Source organism: Ruegeria sp. AP12 (assembly GCF_056540025.1).
In genome coordinates, this window is record NZ_JBQFVZ010000006.1 from 195,435 (window position 1) to 216,002 (window position 20,568).

Consider the following 20,568-nt stretch of genomic DNA (forward strand, 5'->3'; position numbering starts at 1 on the left):
CACCATCGTTAACACTTTGTTAAGGAAATCACGGGATCACAGACCACGGGGGTCGGCACCACTCACCATACCAAGTGCCGAGGTTGTTGCAAATGAAAGTTCTGATTGTTGAGAGTAACCCCGACCTTGGTCGGGTCTGGAAAAGGCATCTGGAACGACAAGGTGCCGAGGTTGAACTGGTCGCCGGGCAAGAGGCTGCGATCCTCGCGCTGTATGGCACGGCCTTTGACATCATCGTGCTGGATCTGGTGCTGGAAAGCGGCAGTGCGCTGGCCGTGGCCGATTTCGCCAGTTATCGCCGCCCCGAGGCGCGGGTGATCTTTGTCACCAACACCACGTTTTTTTCGGACGGGTCCATCTTTGCCCACAGCCCCAATGCCTGTGCCTATGTGCAAAGTGCAACGCCGCCAGAGGATCTGGCGGCGATGGTTGAACATTACGCGGCGGGTCGCTGACCACGACCATGCGGTTCCATGTAGTCCAGCGCCGGGTTCACCGGGATGATCCGGTGCGGATTGATGCTGTCATGGCTGTAGTGATAGTGCCGCACGATATGGTTCATGTTCACCGTCTGCGCAACGCCCGGCCATTGGTATAGCTCGCGGGTATAAGCCCAGAGGTTCGGATAATCGACCAGCCGCCTTTTGTTGCATTTGAAATGCAGGTGATAGACCGGATCAAAGCGGATCAGGGTGGTGAACAGGCGCCAGTCCGCCTCGGTCACGCGATCCCCCATCAGATAGCGGTTGTGGCCCAGCCGGTCCTCCAGCCAGTCCAGCGTGTCGAACAGCGGATGAACGGCGGTATCATAAGCTTCTTGCGTGGTGGCAAAGCCGGATTTGTAGACGCCGTTATTGACGTCGGAATAGATGCGGGCGTTGACCTCTTCGATGTCGTCGCGCATCGCCTCGGGCCAGTAATCATCGGTGTTTCCGGTGATCCCGTCGAAGGCGGAATTGAACATGCGGATGATTTCCGAGCTTTCGTTCGACACGATGGTTTGTTGCTGCTTGTCCCACAGGATCGGAACCGTAACGCGCCCGGAATAGCCGGGATCGGCCTTGGTATAGATCTGATGGGCGAAATCCAGACCGTAGAGGGCGTCGCCTGTTGCGCCGTGATCGTCCGTCTCAAACGTCCAGCCCTTGTCCATCATGTCAGGATGCACGACCGAGACCGGGATCAGATCGCTTAAGCCTTTTAGCTCGCGGAAGATCAGCGTGCGATGCGCCCAGGGGCAGGCGTGCGAGACATAGAGGTGATAGCGTCCCGGCTCCGCCTTGAAGCCCGCCTTGCCCGACGGGCCCGCGCTGCCATCGGCGGTCAGCCAGTTGCGAAACTGCGCGGCGCTGCGTTTGAATGCTCCGCCAGTGGATTTGGTGTCATACCATGTGTCGTGCCATTTTCCGTCGACCAGCAGGCCCATCGCGCGTCCTCCGCATCCCAAGTGTCAGGGCAAAGATAGGGCGCAGAGGCTGCCCTTCCTATCCCAGCTTTTGCGCAACCAACCTGCGTTTGCGCACAGACAGGCCTGAGATGTCCGCGCAACATTTTGCCGCTCGGTTCAGCCTATGTGACGCAGTTCACTGGATTTTTACGTATCGGTGTTCACAATATTATGCATTCAAGGGGGATATTTTTGATGAGTACCTATGTTTCCAAGGAGATTCGCGCCGAATTGGACGCTGCGCGAATCGCATCCCTGAAGAAATCCAGCCGTTTGCGGGTAGAGATTGGCGACAATCGCTACAAAATCCTCAAACTGTGGAAAGACGGTTTTACGGTCGAGGCCGAGACCACGCCGCGCCTGCGCGGGCTGGTCGATATCTACGACGGGGCCAACCACCTGTATCAGTGCCTGATCATCGCGGATGAGGAAGAGGGTGGCGAAATGCGATACGAGTTCAAGCGCAGCACTGCCGCCCATGACAAAGCACCGCTGGATTTCTACCGCGCCCCGGATGCCCCAATCGCGTTGCTGGGGCACGAGGAGTAGGGCGAAACCTCTCGGGCCGGGTTTTGTCGGTCGGTCCCGCTACGGCAATCCGGCCCGGCGAGAGCAGGCTTATTGCAGGTCCCCAAACGCCTGTTTCAACCGGGCGCAGGCCTCTTCGACCCGCGCGCGTTGGGTGGCCAGATTGAACCGTTCGAAGGTTTCTCCGCCCGATCCGAATCCGGGGCCGGATGAGGTGGCGATACGGGCATCCTCGCGCAGGCGTCGGACAAACTCGGCATGATCCATACCGGTGCCCGAGAAATCTACCCACGCCAGATAGGTCGCCTGCAGGGGCATCGACCATAGGCCGGGGATATCCGCGATGGCGGCGTCAAACAGGCGGCGGTTGCCGTCCAGATGCGCGACCTGGGCATCGACCCATTCGGCCCCTTCCGGCGAATAGGCGGCGGTAATCATGGCGACGCCCAGTGCGCCAGGGTCATAGTCCAGCGTAACCAACCGGTGATTCATCGCCGCGCGCAGCTTTGGGTCGGGCATGATCATATTGCCGGTGCGCTGTCCGGCGATGTTGAAGGTCTTTGACGCTGCCGTCAGGGTCACGGTCCAGGGGCGCGCCTCGGGTGCTGCAACATCCATCGGGACAAACTTTGCTCCGGGATAGACAAGATCGTGATGAATCTCATCCGAGACCAGAATCAGCCCGTTGCGATCCGCGAACGCCGCGACGGCCTGCAATTCCTCGGGCGTCCAGACACGTCCCGACGGGTTCTGGGGTGAGCACCACAGCAACAGTTTTTCCGACCCGTCCAGCCGCGACTGCGCGTCCTCAAAATCGATCCCATAGCTGTTGCCATCTCGGACCAGCGGACATTCGACCACGCGGCGGCCGGACTTGTTCACCTTGTGCGCGAATTCATGGTAGACGGGGGTGAAGATCACCACGCCGTCGCCCGGATCGCTCCAGACGTCCAGACACAGGGCGATTGCATTGCCCAGCCCTTGCGTGGTCAGAATCCAATCGGTGTCGATCTGCCAGTCATGCCGGTTCTGCATCCACCATTGGACCGCGGCCAGATACTCGGGGTGCTTCCACGAATAGCCAAACACCCCATGATCCGCAGCGCGCCGGACCGCATCGATCACGCAGGGGGCTGTCTGGTAATCGGAATCGGCGGTCCACATGGCCAGCCCGTCCTCGGGCGAAACGCCATAGAGTTGCTCCATCTTGTCCCATTTTGAACTCTGGGTGCCGCGGCGGTCGATCAGGGTGTTGAAGGTCATGTCAGCTCCGTTTCTCTGGCCGAAAGCTAACGGCAAATCGGGCATGTGCAAGGGGGGCGTTGCGGCGGCGGGCGCGATGGCCTAAATCAGCCCCATGAAACGCAATATCCTGATCCATCCCGACCCCCGCCTGAAAAAGGTCTGCGCGCCCGTGGCTGACCTGACGGACGAGCTGCGCAAGCTGGCCGATGACATGCTGGAGACGATGTATGACGCGCCCGGTATCGGTCTGGCCGCGCCGCAGATCGGTGTGCTGGATAGGCTGATCGTGCTGGATTGCGTCAAGGAAGAGGGCGAGGCCCCGCGCCCGCTGGTCATGTTCAACCCCGAGATCATTGCGTCGTCGGATGAAACCAATGTGTATGAGGAGGGTTGCCTGTCGATCCCCGAACAATATGCCGAGGTGACGCGCCCCAAGGTCGTGGATGTGGCCTGGATGGATCAGAACGGTAACGCCCAGCACGAGACGTTCGACGGTCTTTGGGCCACCTGCGTACAGCATGAGATCGACCATCTGAACGGCAAGTTGTTCATCGATTACCTCAAGCCGCTGAAGCGGCAGATGATCACGCGCAAGATGCAGAAGCTGAAACGCGAAAAGGCGCGCACATGACGGTTCGCACCTGCCTGCCGTGGCCTGACAAACGCCTGCGCACCAAAGCTGAGGATGTTGCCGAAATCACCGACGACATCCGAGCGATCTGGGACGATATGATCGACACGATGGAGGCGATGCCGGGCGTTGGCCTTGCCGCCACCCAGATCGGGGTGATGCTACGGTTGGCCGTGGTAGATGGCTCGACCGAGCGGGGCCGGGCCGTGCGGCTTGCGAACCCGGAAATCCTGCACAGTTCGATTGAATTGCGCGAACATGAGGAGGCCAGCCCAAACCTGCCCGGCGTGTCGGCCAAGGTGAAGCGCCCGCGCGCTGTGACGGTCAAGTTTCTGAACGAAAATGGAATGATCGACCGCCGCGATTTTGTGGGCATCGAAGCCACCAGCGTTCAGCATCAGATCGACCATCTGAACGGGCGGATGTATTTCGACCGACTGAGCAAGGTCAAACGCGACATGCTGCTGCGCAAGGCGCGAAAATCAACCTAGGCCGGGCTTCAGCCCGGCACCCGCATAGTCTGGAGCCGATCATGCGCGTCATTTTCATGGGTACGCCCGATTTCTCGGTCCCGGTTCTGGATGCGCTGGTCGATGCCGGGCATGAGATCGCCGCTGTCTACTGCCAGCCGCCGCGCCCGGCGGGTCGCGGTAAGAAGGATCGCCCGACACCGGTTCACACCCGGGCCGAGGCGCTGGGCCTGACGGTCCGCCATCCGGTGTCGCTAAAATCATCCGAGGAACAGGCCGCCTTTGCCGCGTTGAACGCCGATGTGGCGGTTGTCGTGGCCTATGGGCTGATCCTGCCACAAGCCATTCTGGATGCACCGGATCAGGGCTGCCTGAACATCCATGCCAGCCTGTTGCCACGCTGGCGCGGCGCGGCCCCGATTCATCGCGCGATCATGGCGGGGGATGCGGAAACCGGTGTCTGCATCATGCAGATGGAGGCCGGGCTGGACACCGGCCCCGTCCTGCTGCGGCAAGCGACGCCGATCCAGCCTGAGGAAACGACGGCCCAACTGCACGACCGCCTGTCAGTTATGGGTGCGGATCTGATCGTTAAGGCGCTGAACCGCCTGTCCGAACTGACGCCCGAGCCGCAGCCAGAGGATGGTGTGACCTATGCCTCAAAGATCGACAAGGCCGAGGCGCGGATCGACTGGTCGCGCTCGGCGGAACAGATCGACCGCCAGATTCGTGGCCTGTCGCCATTTCCCGGCGCCTGGACCGAAATGGAGGGCGAGCGCATCAAATTGCTGGCCTCGCGCCGGGCAGACGGGCAGGGCCAGCCGGGGCAGGTGCTGAACGGTGATCTGCATGTGGCCTGCGGGCAGGGTGCGGTCGAGCTGCTGCGCTTGCAAAGGGCTGGTAAAGGTGCGCAGGATCGGGAAACCTTTCTGCGCGGCTGGCCGATCCCGATCGGCACACGGCTGACATCGGAGTAACACTGAATGTTCATGGTCCTAATGGGTACAGTCGTGATCGCCGGGATCGTCGGATACCTGTCCGAGAAAACCGGCTTTACCCATAACGGCTATCTTCAATCGATCATCATCTGCGTCGGTGGGGCTTTCCTGTTCTATTTCGTGCGCATCATGTTCGGTATCAGCTTTGGCCCACCGGGGCTGAATGCGGTTTTGTCCTCAATCGGCGCGCTGATCATCGTGCCGACCCATTGGAGGAGTTGACATGCCCGTCATCGCTCTGATCGTCATCGGTGCGGCTGCGGGTTTTCTGGCCACCCGCCTGATGCGGATCGAGGCTGATATTCCCACGACAATGCTGATCGGTATCGTGGGCGCTCTGGCCGGGGGTTTCCTACTGCGCGCTTTAGCGACGATGATGGGGTGGTTGTCAGGTTTTGTCGGCGCGGTGCTGGGGGCTTTACTGGTGATCTGGCTGTGGCAGGTCATCCGCCGCCGTTAGGCCTTGACCTTTCTCGACATCACCCGCCAGATCACAGAAAATCTGATGACAGGTGGCCCATGTCCTATGATCTGAACCCCGGTGACGTCGCCCTGATGGGCGTTCCTTTGGACCTGCACTCTTCCTTTCTGCAAGGTCCGGCCTTCGCACCCGGACGCATTCGCGAGGCGCTGCATTCGGGTGCCGCCAATCTGACGGCCGAGGGTGGCACCGACCTTGGCGCAACCGAACGTTTCAGGGATACCGGCGATCTGGACGTGTTCGAGATGCGCGGGCAGGAACCCATCGACCGGATCGAAGCGGGGGCCGCACAGCGCATTTCAACCGGCGCGCGGCTGTTGTCGCTGGGCGGGGATCATTCGGTCGCGTTCCCTCTGATCAAGGCGCATGCCGACCGGTACGAGCGGTTGAACATCCTGCATATCGACGCGCATCCCGACCTTTACGACACGCAGGATATCGGCCCGCTGGGTCACGGCTGCCCGTTTGCGCGGGTGATGGAAAGCTGTCAGATCAACCGTCTGGTACAGGTCGGCATTCGCACCATGAACGCGCATCAACGCGCGCAGGCCGATAAGTTCGGCGTTGAAGTGATCGACATGCGCAACTGGCGCGCGGACTTGCAACTGTCTTTCGATGGGCCGGTTTACCTGTCGCTGGATCTGGACGCGCTGGACCCGGCCTTTGCGCCCGGCGTGTCTCACCACGAACCCGGCGGGCTGAGCACACGCGAGGTGATCGACCTGATCCACCGGTTCGAGGGCCAATTGATCGGCGCGGATATTGTCGAGCTGAACCCGCATCGCGATCCCTATGGCATGACCGCGATGGTGGCCGCCAAATTCGTCAAGGAAATCGGCGCGCGATTGTTGACGCGCTGAACCTAACGCTCGTCGCAGACGGCGGATGAGCCCAGTTGGGGTGCTGCGCGTGTGGTCATGTCGAACCGGTCCGCCTCGGCGGCGGTCATCCAGTGCATCTTGTCCGCAGGGGCGGCTTCGAGCGTGAACCAGTAAAACTCGTCATCCACGCCAATGTCCTGAAAATAGTCCAGATAGCGGTCGTGTTCCGGATCATCCTCGGGCAACTCGGTTGCGACAATTCCCGACCCGCTCCAACTGTGAACGCCGACGCAGGCGCCGGGTTGCAAGGTGCGGTTATGGCCAGCCAGAAACAGATCGGTGCCGCCTGATGCGACCAGACCGCCCGAGGGGACAACCGTGTCGAATCCTTCGTCATGGACAACGCGGCTGAAGACGACATTGGCGTCATCGTCCACCGAACCTTCGATGTACTGCAGAACAAGGATCGAGGCCTGCGGGTTTTGTTCGATTGCATCTTCGAACGCATCCAATGTGGTGTGATCGATCGTGCCCGTGGCGATGATCTGATCGCCTTGGGCGATGAAGCTTACTGGCGTGTAGGACTCGCCGCAGGCTGCCAACAGGGACAATCCCGCCAGAACCGACAATACTTTCATCTGAACCCGCGCTCCGAATGGTTTTGCACTTGGTAGCAGCGCAGGGGCGAGCCGTCTATCTTGGCGCTATTGGCGGGGTGGGCGGGCCTTATAGACGGGCAATTGCCAGCCAAACAGCAGCGAACCGGCCCGTAGCGCCCAGCAGACCAATGCGCACAGGCCCAGCGTCAGAAGGCCATCCAATCCCAGCTTTGTCGCCAATACGGCAGTCAAAGCCCCCGCAAAGGCGCAGGACACATAGAGTTGCCCCTGTTTCAGGACCAACGGAACCTCATTGCAGACCACATCCCGCATCAATCCGCCCAGACATCCCGTTGTGACGCCCATCAATACAACAATGGTACCGGACTGGCCCAGCGACAGGGCCGCACCGGTGCCCGCCGCAACGGCAATGGACAGGGCGAAACTGTCCAGCCAGACCAGCCAGTTATATCTGCTTTCAACCAGATGCGCGGTGAAAAACACCAGCACCGCCGCTGCAACGGCGATCAGGATATAGTCGGGCTGGCCGACCCAAAAGACCGGATGCCGGTCCAGCAGCAAGTCGCGCACGGTGCCGCCGCCCACGGCAGTCAGACAGGCGATGAAGGCAAAACCCACCAGATCAAGCTGTGCGCGACTGGCCACCAACGCACCGGTCAGGGCAAAAATCAGAACCGAGGCATAGTCGAGCAGCGCAAGACCGCTCACGCCTGTGCCTTTTTGGGTTTGAACGGGGCCATGCCTGCACGGGCAAGCTCATCGGCTTTTTCGTTTTCAGGGTGGCCCGCATGACCTTTGACCCATTCCCAGGTCACGTCATGCCGGTCTTGGGCGGTATCCAGCCTCTGCCATAAGTCCACATTCTTGACGGGCTTTTTGTTCGAGGTTTTCCACCCGTTCCGCTTCCAGCCGAAAATCCACCCCGTCACGCCGTTTTTCACATAGGCGCTGTCGGTGACGATGGTGATGGTCGAGGGCCGCTCGAGCGTTTCAAGCGCGCTGATCGCTGCCAGCAATTCCATCCGGTTGTTGGTGGTCTCGGCCTCGCCACCTTTCAATTCGCGTTCTTTCAGAACGGTTTCCCCGTCCATTGCGCGCAGCAGCACGCCCCAGCCGCCCGGTCCGGGGTTGCCGGAACAGGCGCCATCCGTATAGGCAAACAGATCAGGCATGCGCGGCCAGCGAAATGAAGTCAGAGACCGAACCGTCCAGCCCGGTGCCGCTGCCAAGCCTTTGTTCGGTGATGGTGAACCCTGCGTCTTTCAGATAGGTCTTCAATTCGTCCTCGGAGTAGTAACTGTAATAGCGCCCCAACCGGTCGGGGCCTTCGCCTTCCCCCAGTTTCATGGCGATGAAGAACGCACCACCGGGTTTCAAAGCGCGGTGAATGGCGTTGAGATGCGTGGGGAAGGCGGCGCGCGTGGCGTGCAGCAGGCTGAAATTGGCCCAGATGCCATCGTAGACCCCGTCAGCCTCCAGAGCGTCAAAGCTGGCATGGCGCGCCGAAACACCGGGATGGGCCGAGGCCAGCCTGACCATTTCGGCAGATGCATCCGTCGCGTCGACCTGCAACCCGGCTTGCGCCATCAGCGCGGCGGACGTTCCGGGCCCGCAGCCCAGATCCAGAATTCTGCCGCCTTCGGGCACGGCCTGAATAAATCGCGTCAGTTGTGGGTCGCCCGTATTGTCGTCATCCGTCAGCTCGGCATAGCGCGCGGCCTGCGCGTCATAGACGGAAATGGTGTCGCGGTCGCTCATAGGTAAACTCCAACGGCAAGACACATAAGCACGATGACGGTCAGCAGAATACGCAGCCGCATCCACCAGTTCGGGGCCAGACCCCAGTACCAGAACAGCGCGTCCAGCACCAAAAGCCCGGCAAAGCCGGTCATCAGGTTGGTACCGGCGGTTACCGGGCCGCCTCCGGTCATGAAAAAAGCCCAAAGCGCTGGAAGGACGGACAGCGTGTAGCCCACAGTTGCCTTGCTGCCCGAGGTCTTAGTGGCAAAGCCCCACAGCACGCCCGACATGAAGCTGAGGATCACCGAACCATAGAACAACTGAACGTAGGGGCCAACAAAACGCGGCCCGATCTCACGCGTGCCCCAGGCTTGCAGGTCCGCGTTCAGATAGGTCAATGCGCCCCAGGCAAACGGGATCAGACCCGCCAGACCCAGATAGAGTGCCGACTTGGGTACGCCGTTCACGCGGGTTGCCTCAGAACACGGGGGACTTTGAACTCGACGTTTTCCTTGGCGGTTTCGGCCAGTTCAACTGTCACATCGTAGTGCTCGCGAAACGCATCGATAACCTCGTTCACTAGCACTTCGGGGGCCGAGGCCCCGGCCGTGATCGCGACGCTTTTGATCCCCTCTAGCGCGCGCCAATCAATGTCAGGCGCGCGTTGCACCAGCTGCGCATAGGTGCATCCGGCGCGCGATGCGACCTCGACCAATCGGCGTGAGTTTGACGAGTTCGGCGCGCCGACCACCAGCAAAGCGTCTGCTTTTGGGGCGACGGCCTTGACGGCCTCTTGCCGGTTGGTGGTGGCGTAACAGATGTCCTCCTTGTGGGGTCCCACAATGGCCGGGAAGCGCGCTTGCAAAGCGGCGATGATGTCCTTGGTGTCGTCAACTGACAGGGTGGTCTGGGTGACAAAGGCCAGCTTGTCGGGGGTGCGTACCTGAACTTCGGCCACGTCCTCGACCGTTTCGACAAGCAGCACCTCGCCTTCAGGCAGTTGCCCCATGGTCCCGACGGTTTCCGGATGCCCCTTGTGACCGATCATGATCATCTGCAACCCGGCCTCATAATGTCGCTGCGCCTCGATATGCACTTTCGAAACCAGCGGGCAGGTCGCGTCGACATAGATCATTTCGCGCTGAGACGCCTCGGCCGGTACCGATTTCGGCACGCCATGCGCGGAAAAGATCACCGGGCGGTCATCGGGGCATTCGTCCAGTTCGCTGACAAAAACAGCGCCTTTTTCGCGCAGCCCGTCGACAACGAATTTGTTGTGCACGATCTCATGGCGCACATAGACGGGTGCGCCCCATTTCTGCAGCGCCATCTCGACGATTTTGATGGCACGGTCTACGCCTGCGCAAAAGCCGCGCGGGGCGGCCAGATACAGTGTCAGTGGCGGCTTGGTCATGTCGCTGTCTCCTTACTGCACAGGTAAGTCTTTTCCCGGCCTTGGTCCAGACAGGACAGCGTCATTGATCTGACATGAATCGGTGCTAGCCAGACGATGTTTCAGAACCAATCCATAGTTAAGGAAGCGCGGCCAGGGTGGTGAATCCTGACCGCGCAAATTTTTTCATCGATGTCGGGCCGAAAGATCAGCCGCCCGAGGCAACCGCGACGCTGCGCGGTTCAGCGGGCATCTCGCGCGGAGGGCGGCCGATGACGTCCCGCAGATCTTCCAGTTCGATGAAGTTATCCGCCTGGCGGCGCAGCTCGTCCGAGATCATCGGCGGCTGGCTGCGGATGGTCGAGACGACCGAAACGCGCACGCCCTGACGCTGCAGGCTGGCGATCAGCGGGCGGAAATCCCCATCGCCCGAGAACAGCACGATATGATCGACCCGTGGTGCAAGCTCCATGGCATCGACGGTCAGTTCGATATCCATGTTCCCTTTGACTTTCCGACGCCCCATGCTGTCGGTGTATTCCTTGGCCGGTTTCGTGACCATGGTGAAGCCATTGTAATGCAGCCAGTCCACCAATGGGCGGATCGGCGAATATTCGTCATTTTCAAGCAGCGCTGTGTAGTAAAAGGCCCGAAGCAACTTGCCACGGCGCATGAATTCCTGCCGCAGAAGTTTGTAGTCGATGTCGAACCCGAGTGCTTTGGCGGCGGCATAAAGATTTGAGCCGTCGATGAACAGCGCTAGCCGTTCGTCTTTATAAAACATAAATATTTCCTTCCGGTACAATGCAGCGCGTTGAGTGATTGGTGTGTGAGTGTAAATATGTCGCGCTGTAGTGACCCTATAATTAGGGCTTTTGTTGGCCATCGCAAGTATGCAGTGCGCCGAACATAGGAAGATACATGAGCGATTCCGCGCGAAATGCTATAGTTGCCCTAGGGGCAAATCTCAATTTGAGAGGATTTGGACCCGAAGTGACACTTCGACGCGCCCTTGACGCGCTTTCACGTCATGGGGTGGTGATTCGCGCTGTCAGCCGGTTTTTTGCGACCCCCTGTTTCCCCGCAGGGGCGGGGCCGGATTACGTGAATGCGGCGGCGGCGATCGACACTGACCTTTCGCCGCCAGAGCTTTTGGACGTGCTGCATGCGATCGAGCATGAGTTTGGGCGCGAGCGTATACAGCGATGGGGAGTGCGGACGCTTGATCTGGATCTGGTGTGCTATGCGGATACGGTTCTTCCTGACAAGGCCACCTATGCGCACTGGCTGGATCTGGCCCCGGATGAACAACGGAAGGCGGTGCCGGATCAGTTGATTCTGCCCCATCCCCGCCTACAGGACAGGGCGTTTGTGCTGGTTCCAATGGCGGATATTGCGCCGGATTGGTGCCACCCGGTGTTGCAGCAGACAGTCACACAGATGGTTGCAGCTTTGCCTGCCGGGGATGTTCAGGCCGTCACGCCCCTGTGATCCCTGCTTTTGCGGCATTTCGTGCTTGTCAAGGCGGGCAATCGGTCTTAGATAAGCCTCTTCCTGACATGGATTCAGTAACGGAGAGCGCCCCATGGCCCGCGTGACGGTTGAAGATTGCGTTGACAAGGTTCCAAACCGGTTCGAACTGGTGATGCTGGCGGCCCACCGGGCGCGCGAGATTTCTGCCGGCGGTCCGATCACTGTGGACCGTGACAACGACAAAAACCCCGTCGTTTCGCTGCGCGAGATCGCCGATGAAACCCAAAGCGCGGACGAACTGCGCGAGCGTCTGATCGAGGCCAACCAGACCCAGATCGAGGTGGACGAGCCGGAAGAAGATCAGATGGCGCTGCTGATGGGTGCGGAATCCGACAAGCCTGCGGATGACGATATGTCCGAAGAGAAGCTTCTGCGCGCTCTGATGGAGGCTCAAGGCCAGGGGTAAGCCCCAAGCTACGCGAAGGTGCGGACCGGATGATCTCTGCTGACGACCTGATTGCGCTGGTCCGCAACTACAACCCCAAGACTAATGCTGATCGCATCGCCCGGGCCTATGAGTTCGGGATGCAGATGCACGAGGGGCAGTTCCGCCACTCGGGCGAGCCCTATTTCACCCATCCCGTTGCCGTTGCCGCTATTCTGACCGAACAGCGTTTGGATGATGCGACCATCATCACGGCCCTGCTGCACGACACGATCGAGGACACAAAGGCCAGCTATGGCAAAGTGGCCGATCTGTTCGGGAATGAGGTTGCCGAGCTTGTCGATGGTGTCACCAAGCTGACCAACCTGCAACTGTCCAGCCGGGAAACCAAACAGGCGGAGAACTTCCGCAAACTGTTCATGGCCATGTCCAAGGACCTGCGGGTCATTCTGGTCAAGCTGGCTGACCGTCTGCACAACATGCGCACGATCAAGGCGATGCGCCCGGAAAAGCAGGTGATCAAGGCGCGCGAGACAATGGATATCTACGCACCCCTTGCGGGCCGGATGGGGATGCAATGGATGCGTGAGGAGTTGGAAGACCTCGCCTTTCGTGTCCTGAACCCTGAAGGCCGTCAATCGATCATCCGCCGCTTCATCACGCTGCAACGGGAAACCGGAGATGTGATCCACCGCATCACCGGCGACATGCGGCACGAGCTGGACAAGGCCGGGATCGAGGCCGAGGTGTTTGGCCGCGCCAAGAAACCCTATTCGATCTGGCGCAAGATGCAGGAAAAGGATCAGGGCTTTTCCCGCCTGTCCGACATCTACGGGTTCCGCATCATCACGCCCAGCGAAGAGGATTGCTATCGCACCCTCGGCGCAATTCACCAGCGCTGGCGCGCGGTGCCGGGGCGGTTCAAGGATTACATCAGTCAGCCGAAATCAAACGGCTACCGCTCGATCCACACCACGGTGTCGGGCCGCGATGGCAAACGGGTCGAGGTGCAGATCCGCACCCGTCAGATGCATGATGTGGCCGAAACCGGCGTTGCGGCGCATTGGTCCTATCGCGATGGGGTGCGCACGGAAAACCCGTTTGCCGTTGACCCGGCCAAGTGGATTTCCAACCTGACCGAGCAGTTCGATAATGAGGAGGATCACGAGGACTTCCTCGAGGCTGTGAAGCTTGAGATGTACTCCGATCAGGTGTTCTGCTTTACGCCCAAGGGCGACGTGGTGAAGCTGCCGCGTGGGGCGACGCCGATCGATTTTGCCTATGCAATCCACACCCGCATTGGCCATGCCTGCGTGGGGGCCAAGGTCGATGGCATCCGCGTGCCGTTGTGGACCCGTCTCAAGAACGGTCAATCGGTGGACATCATCACCGCCGATGGTCAGACGCCGCAGGTCACATGGCTTGAGATCGCTGTCACCGGCAAGGCCCGCACGGCCATCCGGCGTGCCCTGCGCGAAGTCGACCGCGAGCGATTCATCAAGCTGGGCAAGGAACTGGCGCGTTCGGGCTTTGAACATGTGGGGCGCAAGGCAACCGACAAAGCGTTGGACACCGCCGCCAAACACCTGCGCCTGAAGGATCGCCACGAATTGCTGGCCCGTCTGGGCAGCGCCGAACTGACCGCCCATGACGTGGTCGAGGCGGTTTACCCCGAACTGACCAAGGACGAAGGTGACGCCATCCCGCTGCGCCGCGCGGTGATCGGCCTGGAACCGGGGCAGAAGTTCGACCGCGCGCCCTGCTGCCAGCCTCTGCCCGGTGAACGCATCGTCGGCATTACCTATCGCGGCAAGGGCGTGGTCGTGCACGCCATTGATTGTGACCGTCTGGGCGAGTTCGAAAATGAACCCGAACGCTGGGTCGATCTGCACTGGCATTCCGGCACGCACCCCGCCGTCTATGGCGCGACGCTGGATCTGACCATCGGCAATGACGCCGGTGTGTTGGGGCGTATTTGCACATTGATCGGCGAGAAAAAGGCCAATATCTCGAACCTCGAATTCGTTGACCGGAAACCGGATTTTTACCGCCTGCTGATCAATGTGGAACTGCGCGATCTGGAACAGTTGCATTCCCTGATGCTGACGCTTGAGGCTGAAAGCGACGTCGCCGCTGTCGAGCGATACCGGGACCGGGCCAAAACACCCGTTTCGGCCGGTTGAGAAGGGGTGATCAGGAGTGGTTTTCAAGCGCCGAGATCGACGCTCGCCTGTCCAGATCGCATCGGAATTTGTCTATCCGCGTGGCGGTTGGACACGCGCGTTTCACTATGTCAAACACCGCGTCCGTCGCCTGCCGGACTCGCCTGAACGTATTGCACGTGGCATCGCAGCAGGCGTTTTTGCAGCCTTCACACCGTTTTACGGCCTGCATTTCGTCGTAGCTGCCATTGGTGCCCGGCTGATCAACGGCAACATACTGGCCGCCCTAAGCGGCACGTTCTTCGGCAACCCGCTAACCTATGTTCCGATCGGTGTGATCTGCCTGCAGACGGGGCATTTCCTGCTGGGCACCGAATTCGAAAAAAGCGAAACCCGCGGCCTGATGGGCAAATTTGCCGACGCGATGGGGGACCTCAAGAACAATTTCCTCGCGATGTTCACCGACCGCATTGCCGACTGGCACGGTCTGAGCGTTTTCTACCGCGAGGTTTTCTATCCCTACATGATCGGTGGTGTCCTGCCCGGCATTCTGGCTGGGCTGATCTGTGGCTATCTGAGCCTGCCCCTGATCCGCAGCTATCAGAATCGCCGACGCGCCAAAATCAAGGCGAAGTTTGAAGAAATCAAACGTCTGGCCGAAGCAAAGCCTGACGTTTCCGTGCAAAAGGCTCTAGGTTCGGGTCAAACCGTGAAAAAGGAATCGCGTGATGTCTGACAACCACTTGCGTCTTGGTGTAAATATCGACCACGTGGCCACCGTGCGCAACGCGCGTGGCGGGGCCTATCCCGACCCGCTGCGCGCCGCCAAACTGGCCGAAGAGGCCGGGGCCGATGGCATCACCGCCCATTTGCGCGAAGACCGCCGTCATATCTCGGATGCTGATATCGACGGGCTGATGGAGGTTCTGTCGGTGCCTTTGAATTTCGAAATGGCCGCGACGGACGAAATGCAGAAAATCGCCCTGCGCCACAAACCTCATGCCGTTTGCATCGTTCCCGAAAAGCGCGAGGAACGCACCACCGAAGGCGGGCTTGAAGTCGCGCGCGAGGAAAACAAGCTGGCCCATTTCATCGCCCCTCTTCGCGATGTCGGCTGCCGTGTCTCGATCTTCATCGCTGCCGATCAGCGCCAGATCGAGGCTGCTCACCGCATCGGGGCCGAGGTGATCGAACTGCACACCGGCGCCTATTGCGATGCCCATGCCGAAGGTCGCATGGAAGACGCCGCCCGCGAGCTGGAGGCCCTGCGCCAGATGTCCACCTTCGCCCATTCGCTGGGCCTTGAGGTTCACGCGGGCCATGGCCTGACCTACGACACGGTACAACCGGTCGCGGCCTTCCCCGAGGTGCGCGAGTTGAATATCGGCCATTTCCTGATCGGCGAGTCGATCTTTCTGGGCCTGTCTCCTGCTATTACCGAAATGCGCCGCCTGATGGACGAGGCGCGGGCGTGATCACGCCTGGCTTCATAGCCATCTGGTTGGCCTGGCTGATGGCCGGAGGCTCTCCGGGCCCGGCGACCATGGGCATCGCCGGAACCGCCATGAACGAAGGCCGCCGCGCCGGTCTGGTCTTTGCGCTGGGCATCTGCGCGGGCTCTGCTGCCTGGGGCATTGCCGCCGCGCTGGGCCTGTCGGCGATCATGCTGGCCAATGTCTGGGCGTTTGAAGTGATCCGTTATATCGGTGTTGCCTATCTGGGCTGGCTGGCCCTCAAGGCCCTGCGCCGGGCGATGACTTCCGACGAGGTGGCGCTGGGCAATCCGGTCACAGGGTCTCTGCCGACGATCTTTGCAAAAGGAGCGGCGATCCACCTGACGAACCCGAAGGCAATCGTCAGCTGGGGATCGATCTACGCCATCGTCGCGCCGAACGACGCCAGCCTTGCGATGCTGTTGGGTTATTTCGCTATGCTCTACGCAGGCTCACTGCTGATCTTCATCGGCTACGCCTTCCTGTTCTCGTCCGAGCGTATGGTCCGCACCTACCGCCGCGCCCGCCGCTGGTTTGATTTCGCCTTTGCCGGGTTCTTCGGGGTGGCGAGTTACAAGATTTTGACGGTACGGTTGTCGTGATGAAACTACACGAGACAGCAAGCCCATTGAAAACGCTCTTCAAATCTCACGAAGATGTTGGCTTGAACCGTCTCGGCTTTTTGTGCTTCGTCTTCGTCGATCTGATTGGACTGTATCTAATAAAGTGGTGGTTCGAATTCGAATGGCCATTCGCAACCCTTCCACTGGGACTGGCGATGTTTTTGGCTGCCACGTCCTACGGAATGGACAAAGGTATTCGCGGCAAGCCTCTTGGCGATAGCTACAAAAGTTGGATCATCGCCCGTCAGATGGTTCTCACAACTTTGGCGGCGGTGGCGGTGCTGATAACTTTCGCACTCGTTTTCGATGGCCCTTCAGATATCAACGTTCTGAGCAACACGGCCCTGATAGCAGGTGCCGAGTTGGCGCTTTGTATTATCGTTTCATTTTTGCTGTGCCGCTATGCTTTCGTTTTCGGAGTTAAGCGAGGATATTCGACCTTTCTGAAAATGGAAAAGACAAGCCAATGATCCTCGGCATCGGCACAGACCTCGCGAATATCGACCGCATTCAGGGCACGCTCGACCGCTTCGGCGACCGGTTTCGCAACCGCGTCTTCACCGAGATCGAACAGCGCAAGGCCGAGCGCCGCCATGACACCGCCGGAACCTACGCCAAACGCTGGGCCGCGAAAGAGGCATGCTCCAAGGCGTTGGGCACCGGATTGCGCATGGGGATCGCGTGGAAGGATATGGCCGTCACCAATCTTAAAACCGGCCAGCCCGTGATGCACGTGACCGGCTGGGCGGCCGAGCGCCTCAAGGAAATGACCCCCGAAGGGCACGAGGCCATCATCCATGTCACCCTGACGGATGATCACCCTTGGGCCCAAGCATTTGTGGTGATCGAGGCACGTGTCGTCACAGACCCGGACGCAGCCTTGACTCACCCCCAACCGACCCGCATGTAGCACCCAACAATCCAAAAGACCGGAGAGCAGTATGGCCGAGGAAGCCAAATCAGGTAACGCCGTGTGGGAAACGATCAAAACCATCGTCTACGCCCTGCTGATCGCGGGCGTCTTCCGCACCCTGTTCTTTCAGCCCTTCTGGATTCCGTCCGGCTCGATGAAGCAGACCCTGCTGATCGGGGATTTCCTGTTCGTCAACAAGATGGCCTATGGCTATTCCTATGCGTCCTGCCCCAGCCTGATCATCCCAAGCGTTGGCCTGAACATCGATGCCGAGGATCTCTGTGGCTGGATGCAAGGCGACGACAACAGCCGCATCTGGGCGGGCGAACCAGACCGTGGCGATGTCATCGTCTTCCGCCACCCGGTCACGGGTCGTGACTATATCAAACGTCTGATCGGCCTGCCCGGCGACCGTATCCAGGTGCGTCAGGGGCAGATCATCCTGAACGGTACCCCGGTTCCGCAGCAGCCCGACGGCGTGTTCACCGAAATCGCCGAACCGCAGGGCCCGCAACGCCTGCGCCCGCGCTGCGAAAACGGCCCTGTCGGGATCGGTGGCACTTGTGAAAAAACCCGGTTGATTGAAACCTTGCCAAATGGCGTGTCCTACGACGTTCTGAATATCGGCAATCAGGGGTCTGACAATACCGGTATCTATACGGTGCCCGAGGGTCACTATTTCTTCATGGGTGACAACCGCGATAACTCCAGCGACAGTCGCTTGCCGCAATCCGCCGGTGGCGTCGGTTATGTGCCTTACGAAAACCTGATCGGTCGCGCCGACCGGATCATGTTCTCGTCCGCAGGGCGGTCCATGCTGTTCTTCTGGACATGGCGCGGCGATCGCTTCTTCAAGGCGGTCAATTGAAGCTATCGGCCGAGATAAAGGCGTTCCAGCAGCGTTTGGGGTATGAATTCACCAACCCCGAACTGCTGTTGCGCGCGCTGACCCATGGCTCGGTCTCCTCGGTCACGCGACCGGATAACCAACGGCTCGAATTCCTCGGTGACCGGGTTTTGGGTCTTGTGATGGCAACGGCGCTGCTTGAGGCCGACAAGAAGGCCACCGAAGGCCAACTGGCCCCCCGCTTCAACGCGCTGGTCCGCAAAGAGGCCTGCGCCGATGTCGCCCGTCAGATCGATCTGGGCGCGGTCCTGAAACTGGGTCGATCCGAAATGCTGTCAGGTGGTCGTCGCAAACAGGCCCTTCTGGGCGACGCGATGGAGGCGGTGATCGCTGCCATCTACCGCGACGCCGGTTTCGAAGCCGCACGCGATGTGATCCTCGCGCTTTGGGGGGATCGTATCCACACGGTCGAGGCCGACGCCCGCGACGCCAAAACCTCGCTTCAGGAATGGGCTCAGGCACGGGGTCAAAAGCCCCCATCCTATGTCGAAATCAAACGCAGCGGCCCCGATCACGCGCCGGTCTTCACCATCGCCGCCCGCCTGCAGGACGGGACCGAGGCACAAGCCACCGCCGGGTCAAAACGTCAGGCTGAACAAGCCGCCGCCAAAGCCCTGCTCAACAATCTGCCGAAATAACGGCCAAACCCGGATCCGCTCTTCATCTGGCCAAAAATATCTCGGGGGTGAGCCCGGATGAAATCCGGGCGAGGGGGCTGGCCCCCTTCCGGTCGGATTGGCGCAGCCAGTTCGACCCTCAAACAACCCGGATAAACCCGGTCAGCCCGGTTTTCTGATGCTCGATCACATGGCAATGAAACGCCCAGTCGCCGGGATTGTCCGCAACCAGCGCGATCTCGACCACCTCATCCTTCAGCAACAACATCGTGTCCGTCATCAGAGGCGGTAATTTGCGCTGGTTCGACGTGAGCGGCACAAAGGCCAGCCCGTGCAGGTGGATCGGGTGCAGATTGGGCGATTCATTGCGCAGCCGCAGTACATAGCTTTTGCCCAACTCCAAAGTGGCCAGAGGCCCCACATCCTGCGCGGCGTCACCTGGCCACGGCGTTCGATTGATCGACCAGAAATTGTAGCCCAGTGATCCGCAGAACCCGTTTTTCGGCGTCCCACCCTCGGGCGTCCAGCCAAAGACGAACTCATGCACTTCAGCCCGCGTCAGATCTGGTTTGGCAAGCGGATTGTCGGGCAGTGGACGCAAGTCCCGCAAATCGCGCGCAACCGATCTACCGATGGCGCGTAGTCTGGCCATGGGGCGTGGCGGGTTTCCCGGCAGTTTTGCCATCAGATCAACAATCTGCCCCTCACCATCCGGCATCGAAACGGCAAAATCGACCCTCTGACCCGGACCAACCAACAAGGGTTCCTCGGCACTGGGCATCGGCAGGTCGACCTCAACCGGATGTCCGTCCCAGGCAATGATCCGCGCTTCGGCCCCGGTCAGGTGCAGCTTGTAAATGCGGGTGGTATCGGAATTGAGAACCCGCAACCGCACCAGCCCGCCCGCCACGTGATCGTAGACAGGTTCCGTCAGCCAGTTCGCCGTCGGCACATTTCCGAACGTCCCGGCGCGGGCCGCCCCGCGCGCGGTATAAGCCGGCAGAAACTGATCGTCATCATCCAGCCGAAAGTCCCGCAGATTGATCACCTGTTCGCTGTCAAAACCCGGGCCTTCCGCCTCGGCAATTACCATGACGCCGGTCAGACCATGGGCCATCTGCTCCATCGTCATGCAATGCGGGTGGTACCAGTATGTGCCCGCATCCGGTGGGGTGAATTCATACTCAAACACTTCATCCGGCCCAATCGGCATCTGGGTCAGATAAGGCACCCCGTCCATCCCGTTCGGGATACGCAACCCGTGCCAGTGCATCGCGGTGTAATCGGGCAGCGTGTTGCGCACAGGCAGCCGCATCACCTCACCCTGTTTGCCATATAGCACCGGGGGCGGCGCATCGGGTGACACGCTGACCATGCCGGTTGTGGCCTGATCGCGCAGGGTAAAACTGGCCGGTTGAATAACCAGTTCCTCAGCACCTGACGCGCGCCCGAAACCACCCAGACCCACCGCGCCTGTAGCGGCTGCGCTGCCGATTAGAAACTCACGACGTTTCATGTCTTGCCTCTTTGAAAATGGGGATGCCTGGCTGGATCTGGCGCG

Annotated in this window: 28 protein-coding genes; 18 read left to right on the forward strand and 10 right to left on the reverse strand. The window is 60.2% G+C overall.

The annotated features are described in order from the left end of the window. The first annotated feature begins 92 nt into the window (after positions 1-92). A complete protein-coding gene (locus ACR0E6_RS16610) occupies positions 93-455 on the forward strand; it encodes a response regulator (RefSeq protein ID WP_170454695.1) in 363 nt (120 codons plus the stop codon). Here ACR0E6_RS16610 and ACR0E6_RS16615 read toward each other — a convergent pair. After that, positions 437-1,426, reverse strand: a complete 990-nt coding sequence (locus tag ACR0E6_RS16615; protein ID WP_170454693.1) for a glutathione S-transferase family protein — start codon at positions 1,424-1,426, stop codon at positions 437-439. The two genes, ACR0E6_RS16610 and ACR0E6_RS16615, sit on opposite strands and share 19 nt — an antisense overlap. Positions 1,427-1,642: 216 nt before the next feature. On the opposite strand from ACR0E6_RS16615, the gene ACR0E6_RS16620 reads away from it, so the two are divergent. Then, positions 1,643-1,996 carry a hypothetical protein gene (locus tag ACR0E6_RS16620; protein WP_170454691.1) on the forward strand — a complete coding sequence of 118 codons (354 nt, stop codon included), beginning with the start codon at positions 1,643-1,645 and terminating at the stop codon, positions 1,994-1,996. Between the two features lie 69 nt (positions 1,997-2,065). Here the strand turns inward: ACR0E6_RS16620 and ACR0E6_RS16625 are convergent, their stop codons facing one another. Then, a complete protein-coding gene (locus ACR0E6_RS16625) occupies positions 2,066-3,238 on the reverse strand; it encodes a MalY/PatB family protein (protein ID WP_480585327.1) in 1,173 nt (390 codons plus the stop codon). 94 nt (positions 3,239-3,332) lie between these two features. Between ACR0E6_RS16625 and def (ACR0E6_RS16630) the strand changes: the two genes are divergently transcribed. Genes def (ACR0E6_RS16630) through speB form a run of 6 tightly spaced genes read left to right on the forward strand, consistent with a single transcriptional unit; the run spans position 3,333 to position 6,660 of the window. Continuing rightward, entirely contained in the window at positions 3,333-3,851 is a 519-nt protein-coding gene (def, locus tag ACR0E6_RS16630; protein ID WP_170454687.1) for a peptide deformylase, read from the forward strand. Continuing rightward, the gene (gene def / locus ACR0E6_RS16635) at positions 3,848-4,342 is read left to right on the forward strand and encodes a peptide deformylase (RefSeq protein WP_170520257.1); all 495 of its coding nucleotides are present in this window, start codon (positions 3,848-3,850) and stop codon (positions 4,340-4,342) included. Before def (ACR0E6_RS16630) ends, def (ACR0E6_RS16635) begins: the two co-directional genes overlap by 4 nt. 41 nt (positions 4,343-4,383) lie before the next feature. Next, positions 4,384-5,298 carry a methionyl-tRNA formyltransferase gene (fmt, locus tag ACR0E6_RS16640; RefSeq protein ID WP_480585331.1) on the forward strand — a complete coding sequence of 305 codons (915 nt, stop codon included), beginning with the start codon at positions 4,384-4,386 and terminating at the stop codon, positions 5,296-5,298. A gap of 6 nt (positions 5,299-5,304) precedes the next feature. Continuing rightward, on the forward strand, positions 5,305-5,541 hold the full coding sequence (locus ACR0E6_RS16645) for a hypothetical protein (RefSeq protein WP_480585334.1): 237 nt from the start codon (positions 5,305-5,307) through the stop codon (positions 5,539-5,541). 1 nt (position 5,542) lies between these two features. Next, positions 5,543-5,779, forward strand: coding sequence for a GlsB/YeaQ/YmgE family stress response membrane protein (locus ACR0E6_RS16650; protein WP_480585337.1), 237 nt, complete (start codon positions 5,543-5,545; stop codon positions 5,777-5,779). A gap of 59 nt (positions 5,780-5,838) precedes the next feature. Next, positions 5,839-6,660, forward strand: coding sequence for an agmatinase (gene speB, locus ACR0E6_RS16655; protein WP_480585340.1), 822 nt, complete (start codon positions 5,839-5,841; stop codon positions 6,658-6,660). A 2-nt stretch (positions 6,661-6,662) separates the two neighbouring features. On the opposite strand, the gene ACR0E6_RS16660 is transcribed toward speB, so the two are convergent. The 7 genes from ACR0E6_RS16660 to ACR0E6_RS16690 form a co-directional block, all read right to left on the reverse strand. Beyond that, the gene (locus ACR0E6_RS16660) at positions 6,663-7,259 is read right to left on the reverse strand and encodes a COG3904 family protein (RefSeq protein ID WP_480585343.1); all 597 of its coding nucleotides are present in this window, start codon (positions 7,257-7,259) and stop codon (positions 6,663-6,665) included. 66 nt (positions 7,260-7,325) lie between these two features. After that, complete coding sequence (locus ACR0E6_RS16665; protein WP_170633864.1) at positions 7,326-7,949, reverse strand: trimeric intracellular cation channel family protein; 624 nt, start codon at positions 7,947-7,949, stop codon at positions 7,326-7,328. Then, positions 7,946-8,413, reverse strand: a complete 468-nt coding sequence (gene rnhA / locus ACR0E6_RS16670) for a ribonuclease HI (protein ID WP_170454671.1) — start codon at positions 8,411-8,413, stop codon at positions 7,946-7,948. Before rnhA ends, ACR0E6_RS16665 begins: the two co-directional genes overlap by 4 nt. After that, complete coding sequence (locus tag ACR0E6_RS16675) at positions 8,406-8,999, reverse strand: class I SAM-dependent DNA methyltransferase (protein ID WP_480585346.1); 594 nt, start codon at positions 8,997-8,999, stop codon at positions 8,406-8,408. The genes rnhA and ACR0E6_RS16675 overlap by 8 nt, the downstream gene beginning before the upstream one ends. After that, a complete protein-coding gene (locus tag ACR0E6_RS16680; protein WP_480585349.1) occupies positions 8,996-9,448 on the reverse strand; it encodes a DUF3429 domain-containing protein in 453 nt (150 codons plus the stop codon). The genes ACR0E6_RS16675 and ACR0E6_RS16680 overlap by 4 nt, the downstream gene beginning before the upstream one ends. Beyond that, the gene (gene ispH / locus ACR0E6_RS16685) at positions 9,445-10,395 is read right to left on the reverse strand and encodes a 4-hydroxy-3-methylbut-2-enyl diphosphate reductase (protein ID WP_480585352.1); all 951 of its coding nucleotides are present in this window, start codon (positions 10,393-10,395) and stop codon (positions 9,445-9,447) included. Before ispH ends, ACR0E6_RS16680 begins: the two co-directional genes overlap by 4 nt. 187 nt (positions 10,396-10,582) lie before the next feature. After that, positions 10,583-11,158 (reverse strand): LabA-like NYN domain-containing protein, encoded by a 576-nt coding sequence (locus tag ACR0E6_RS16690; protein WP_170520280.1) that lies wholly within the window; start codon positions 11,156-11,158, stop codon positions 10,583-10,585. 137 nt (positions 11,159-11,295) lie between these two features. Between ACR0E6_RS16690 and folK the strand changes: the two genes are divergently transcribed. From folK to rnc, 10 genes are all read left to right on the forward strand, one after another. Beyond that, positions 11,296-11,865, forward strand: coding sequence for a 2-amino-4-hydroxy-6-hydroxymethyldihydropteridine diphosphokinase (gene folK, locus ACR0E6_RS16695; RefSeq protein WP_480585355.1), 570 nt, complete (start codon positions 11,296-11,298; stop codon positions 11,863-11,865). Between the two features lie 94 nt (positions 11,866-11,959). After that, positions 11,960-12,313 (forward strand): DNA-directed RNA polymerase subunit omega, encoded by a 354-nt coding sequence (rpoZ, locus tag ACR0E6_RS16700; RefSeq protein ID WP_010437681.1) that lies wholly within the window; start codon positions 11,960-11,962, stop codon positions 12,311-12,313. Positions 12,314-12,342: 29 nt separating this feature from the next. Next, positions 12,343-14,475, forward strand: coding sequence for a RelA/SpoT family protein (locus ACR0E6_RS16705; RefSeq protein WP_170454659.1), 2,133 nt, complete (start codon positions 12,343-12,345; stop codon positions 14,473-14,475). A 16-nt stretch (positions 14,476-14,491) separates the two neighbouring features. Continuing rightward, a complete protein-coding gene (locus ACR0E6_RS16710) occupies positions 14,492-15,190 on the forward strand; it encodes a DUF2062 domain-containing protein (RefSeq protein WP_170454657.1) in 699 nt (232 codons plus the stop codon). Beyond that, positions 15,183-15,929 carry a pyridoxine 5'-phosphate synthase gene (locus ACR0E6_RS16715; RefSeq protein ID WP_170454654.1) on the forward strand — a complete coding sequence of 249 codons (747 nt, stop codon included), beginning with the start codon at positions 15,183-15,185 and terminating at the stop codon, positions 15,927-15,929. Before ACR0E6_RS16710 ends, ACR0E6_RS16715 begins: the two co-directional genes overlap by 8 nt. Then, positions 15,926-16,549 (forward strand): LysE family translocator, encoded by a 624-nt coding sequence (locus tag ACR0E6_RS16720; RefSeq protein WP_170454652.1) that lies wholly within the window; start codon positions 15,926-15,928, stop codon positions 16,547-16,549. Before ACR0E6_RS16715 ends, ACR0E6_RS16720 begins: the two co-directional genes overlap by 4 nt. Next, the gene (locus ACR0E6_RS16725; protein WP_170624239.1) at positions 16,549-17,040 is read left to right on the forward strand and encodes a hypothetical protein; all 492 of its coding nucleotides are present in this window, start codon (positions 16,549-16,551) and stop codon (positions 17,038-17,040) included. The genes ACR0E6_RS16720 and ACR0E6_RS16725 overlap by 1 nt, the downstream gene beginning before the upstream one ends. Continuing rightward, complete coding sequence (acpS, locus tag ACR0E6_RS16730; RefSeq protein ID WP_170454649.1) at positions 17,037-17,480, forward strand: holo-ACP synthase; 444 nt, start codon at positions 17,037-17,039, stop codon at positions 17,478-17,480. The genes ACR0E6_RS16725 and acpS overlap by 4 nt, the downstream gene beginning before the upstream one ends. A 31-nt stretch (positions 17,481-17,511) precedes the next feature. Further along, positions 17,512-18,351: a signal peptidase I gene (lepB, locus tag ACR0E6_RS16735; protein WP_480585358.1), complete on the forward strand. Its 840-nt coding sequence runs from the start codon at positions 17,512-17,514 to the stop codon at positions 18,349-18,351. After that, complete coding sequence (rnc, locus tag ACR0E6_RS16740) at positions 18,348-19,028, forward strand: ribonuclease III (protein WP_480585361.1); 681 nt, start codon at positions 18,348-18,350, stop codon at positions 19,026-19,028. The genes lepB and rnc overlap by 4 nt, the downstream gene beginning before the upstream one ends. Before the next feature lie 118 nt (positions 19,029-19,146). On the opposite strand, the gene ACR0E6_RS16745 is transcribed toward rnc, so the two are convergent. Then, positions 19,147-20,523 carry a multicopper oxidase family protein gene (locus tag ACR0E6_RS16745; protein ID WP_480585363.1) on the reverse strand — a complete coding sequence of 459 codons (1,377 nt, stop codon included), beginning with the start codon at positions 20,521-20,523 and terminating at the stop codon, positions 19,147-19,149. Positions 20,524-20,568: the final 45 nt, after the last annotated feature.

What these genes read in the sequence shown, in the direction of transcription:
- acpS (WP_170454649.1), top strand. Translation starts at nt 17,037, where the DNA reads ATGATCCTCGGCATCGGCACAGACCTCGCGAATATCGACCGCATTCAG.
- ispH (WP_480585352.1), bottom strand. Translation starts at nt 10,395, where the DNA reads ATGACCAAGCCGCCACTGACACTGTATCTGGCCGCCCCGCGCGGCTTT.
- rnhA (WP_170454671.1), bottom strand. Translation starts at nt 8,413, where the DNA reads ATGCCTGATCTGTTTGCCTATACGGATGGCGCCTGTTCCGGCAACCCC.
- ACR0E6_RS16715 (WP_170454654.1), top strand. Translation starts at nt 15,183, where the DNA reads ATGTCTGACAACCACTTGCGTCTTGGTGTAAATATCGACCACGTGGCC.
- ACR0E6_RS16610 (WP_170454695.1), top strand. Translation starts at nt 93, where the DNA reads ATGAAAGTTCTGATTGTTGAGAGTAACCCCGACCTTGGTCGGGTCTGG.
- lepB (WP_480585358.1), top strand. Translation starts at nt 17,512, where the DNA reads ATGGCCGAGGAAGCCAAATCAGGTAACGCCGTGTGGGAAACGATCAAA.
- folK (WP_480585355.1), top strand. Translation starts at nt 11,296, where the DNA reads ATGAGCGATTCCGCGCGAAATGCTATAGTTGCCCTAGGGGCAAATCTC.
- ACR0E6_RS16675 (WP_480585346.1), bottom strand. Translation starts at nt 8,999, where the DNA reads ATGAGCGACCGCGACACCATTTCCGTCTATGACGCGCAGGCCGCGCGC.
- ACR0E6_RS16645 (WP_480585334.1), top strand. Translation starts at nt 5,305, where the DNA reads ATGTTCATGGTCCTAATGGGTACAGTCGTGATCGCCGGGATCGTCGGA.
- ACR0E6_RS16615 (WP_170454693.1), bottom strand. Translation starts at nt 1,426, where the DNA reads ATGGGCCTGCTGGTCGACGGAAAATGGCACGACACATGGTATGACACC.
- rpoZ (WP_010437681.1), top strand. Translation starts at nt 11,960, where the DNA reads ATGGCCCGCGTGACGGTTGAAGATTGCGTTGACAAGGTTCCAAACCGG.
- def (WP_170454687.1), top strand. Translation starts at nt 3,333, where the DNA reads ATGAAACGCAATATCCTGATCCATCCCGACCCCCGCCTGAAAAAGGTC.
- speB (WP_480585340.1), top strand. Translation starts at nt 5,839, where the DNA reads ATGTCCTATGATCTGAACCCCGGTGACGTCGCCCTGATGGGCGTTCCT.
- fmt (WP_480585331.1), top strand. Translation starts at nt 4,384, where the DNA reads ATGCGCGTCATTTTCATGGGTACGCCCGATTTCTCGGTCCCGGTTCTG.
- ACR0E6_RS16745 (WP_480585363.1), bottom strand. Translation starts at nt 20,523, where the DNA reads ATGAAACGTCGTGAGTTTCTAATCGGCAGCGCAGCCGCTACAGGCGCG.
- ACR0E6_RS16705 (WP_170454659.1), top strand. Translation starts at nt 12,343, where the DNA reads ATGATCTCTGCTGACGACCTGATTGCGCTGGTCCGCAACTACAACCCC.
- ACR0E6_RS16625 (WP_480585327.1), bottom strand. Translation starts at nt 3,238, where the DNA reads ATGACCTTCAACACCCTGATCGACCGCCGCGGCACCCAGAGTTCAAAA.
- ACR0E6_RS16725 (WP_170624239.1), top strand. Translation starts at nt 16,549, where the DNA reads ATGAAACTACACGAGACAGCAAGCCCATTGAAAACGCTCTTCAAATCT.
- ACR0E6_RS16650 (WP_480585337.1), top strand. Translation starts at nt 5,543, where the DNA reads ATGCCCGTCATCGCTCTGATCGTCATCGGTGCGGCTGCGGGTTTTCTG.
- ACR0E6_RS16660 (WP_480585343.1), bottom strand. Translation starts at nt 7,259, where the DNA reads ATGAAAGTATTGTCGGTTCTGGCGGGATTGTCCCTGTTGGCAGCCTGC.
- ACR0E6_RS16620 (WP_170454691.1), top strand. Translation starts at nt 1,643, where the DNA reads ATGAGTACCTATGTTTCCAAGGAGATTCGCGCCGAATTGGACGCTGCG.
- ACR0E6_RS16690 (WP_170520280.1), bottom strand. Translation starts at nt 11,158, where the DNA reads ATGTTTTATAAAGACGAACGGCTAGCGCTGTTCATCGACGGCTCAAAT.
- def (WP_170520257.1), top strand. Translation starts at nt 3,848, where the DNA reads ATGACGGTTCGCACCTGCCTGCCGTGGCCTGACAAACGCCTGCGCACC.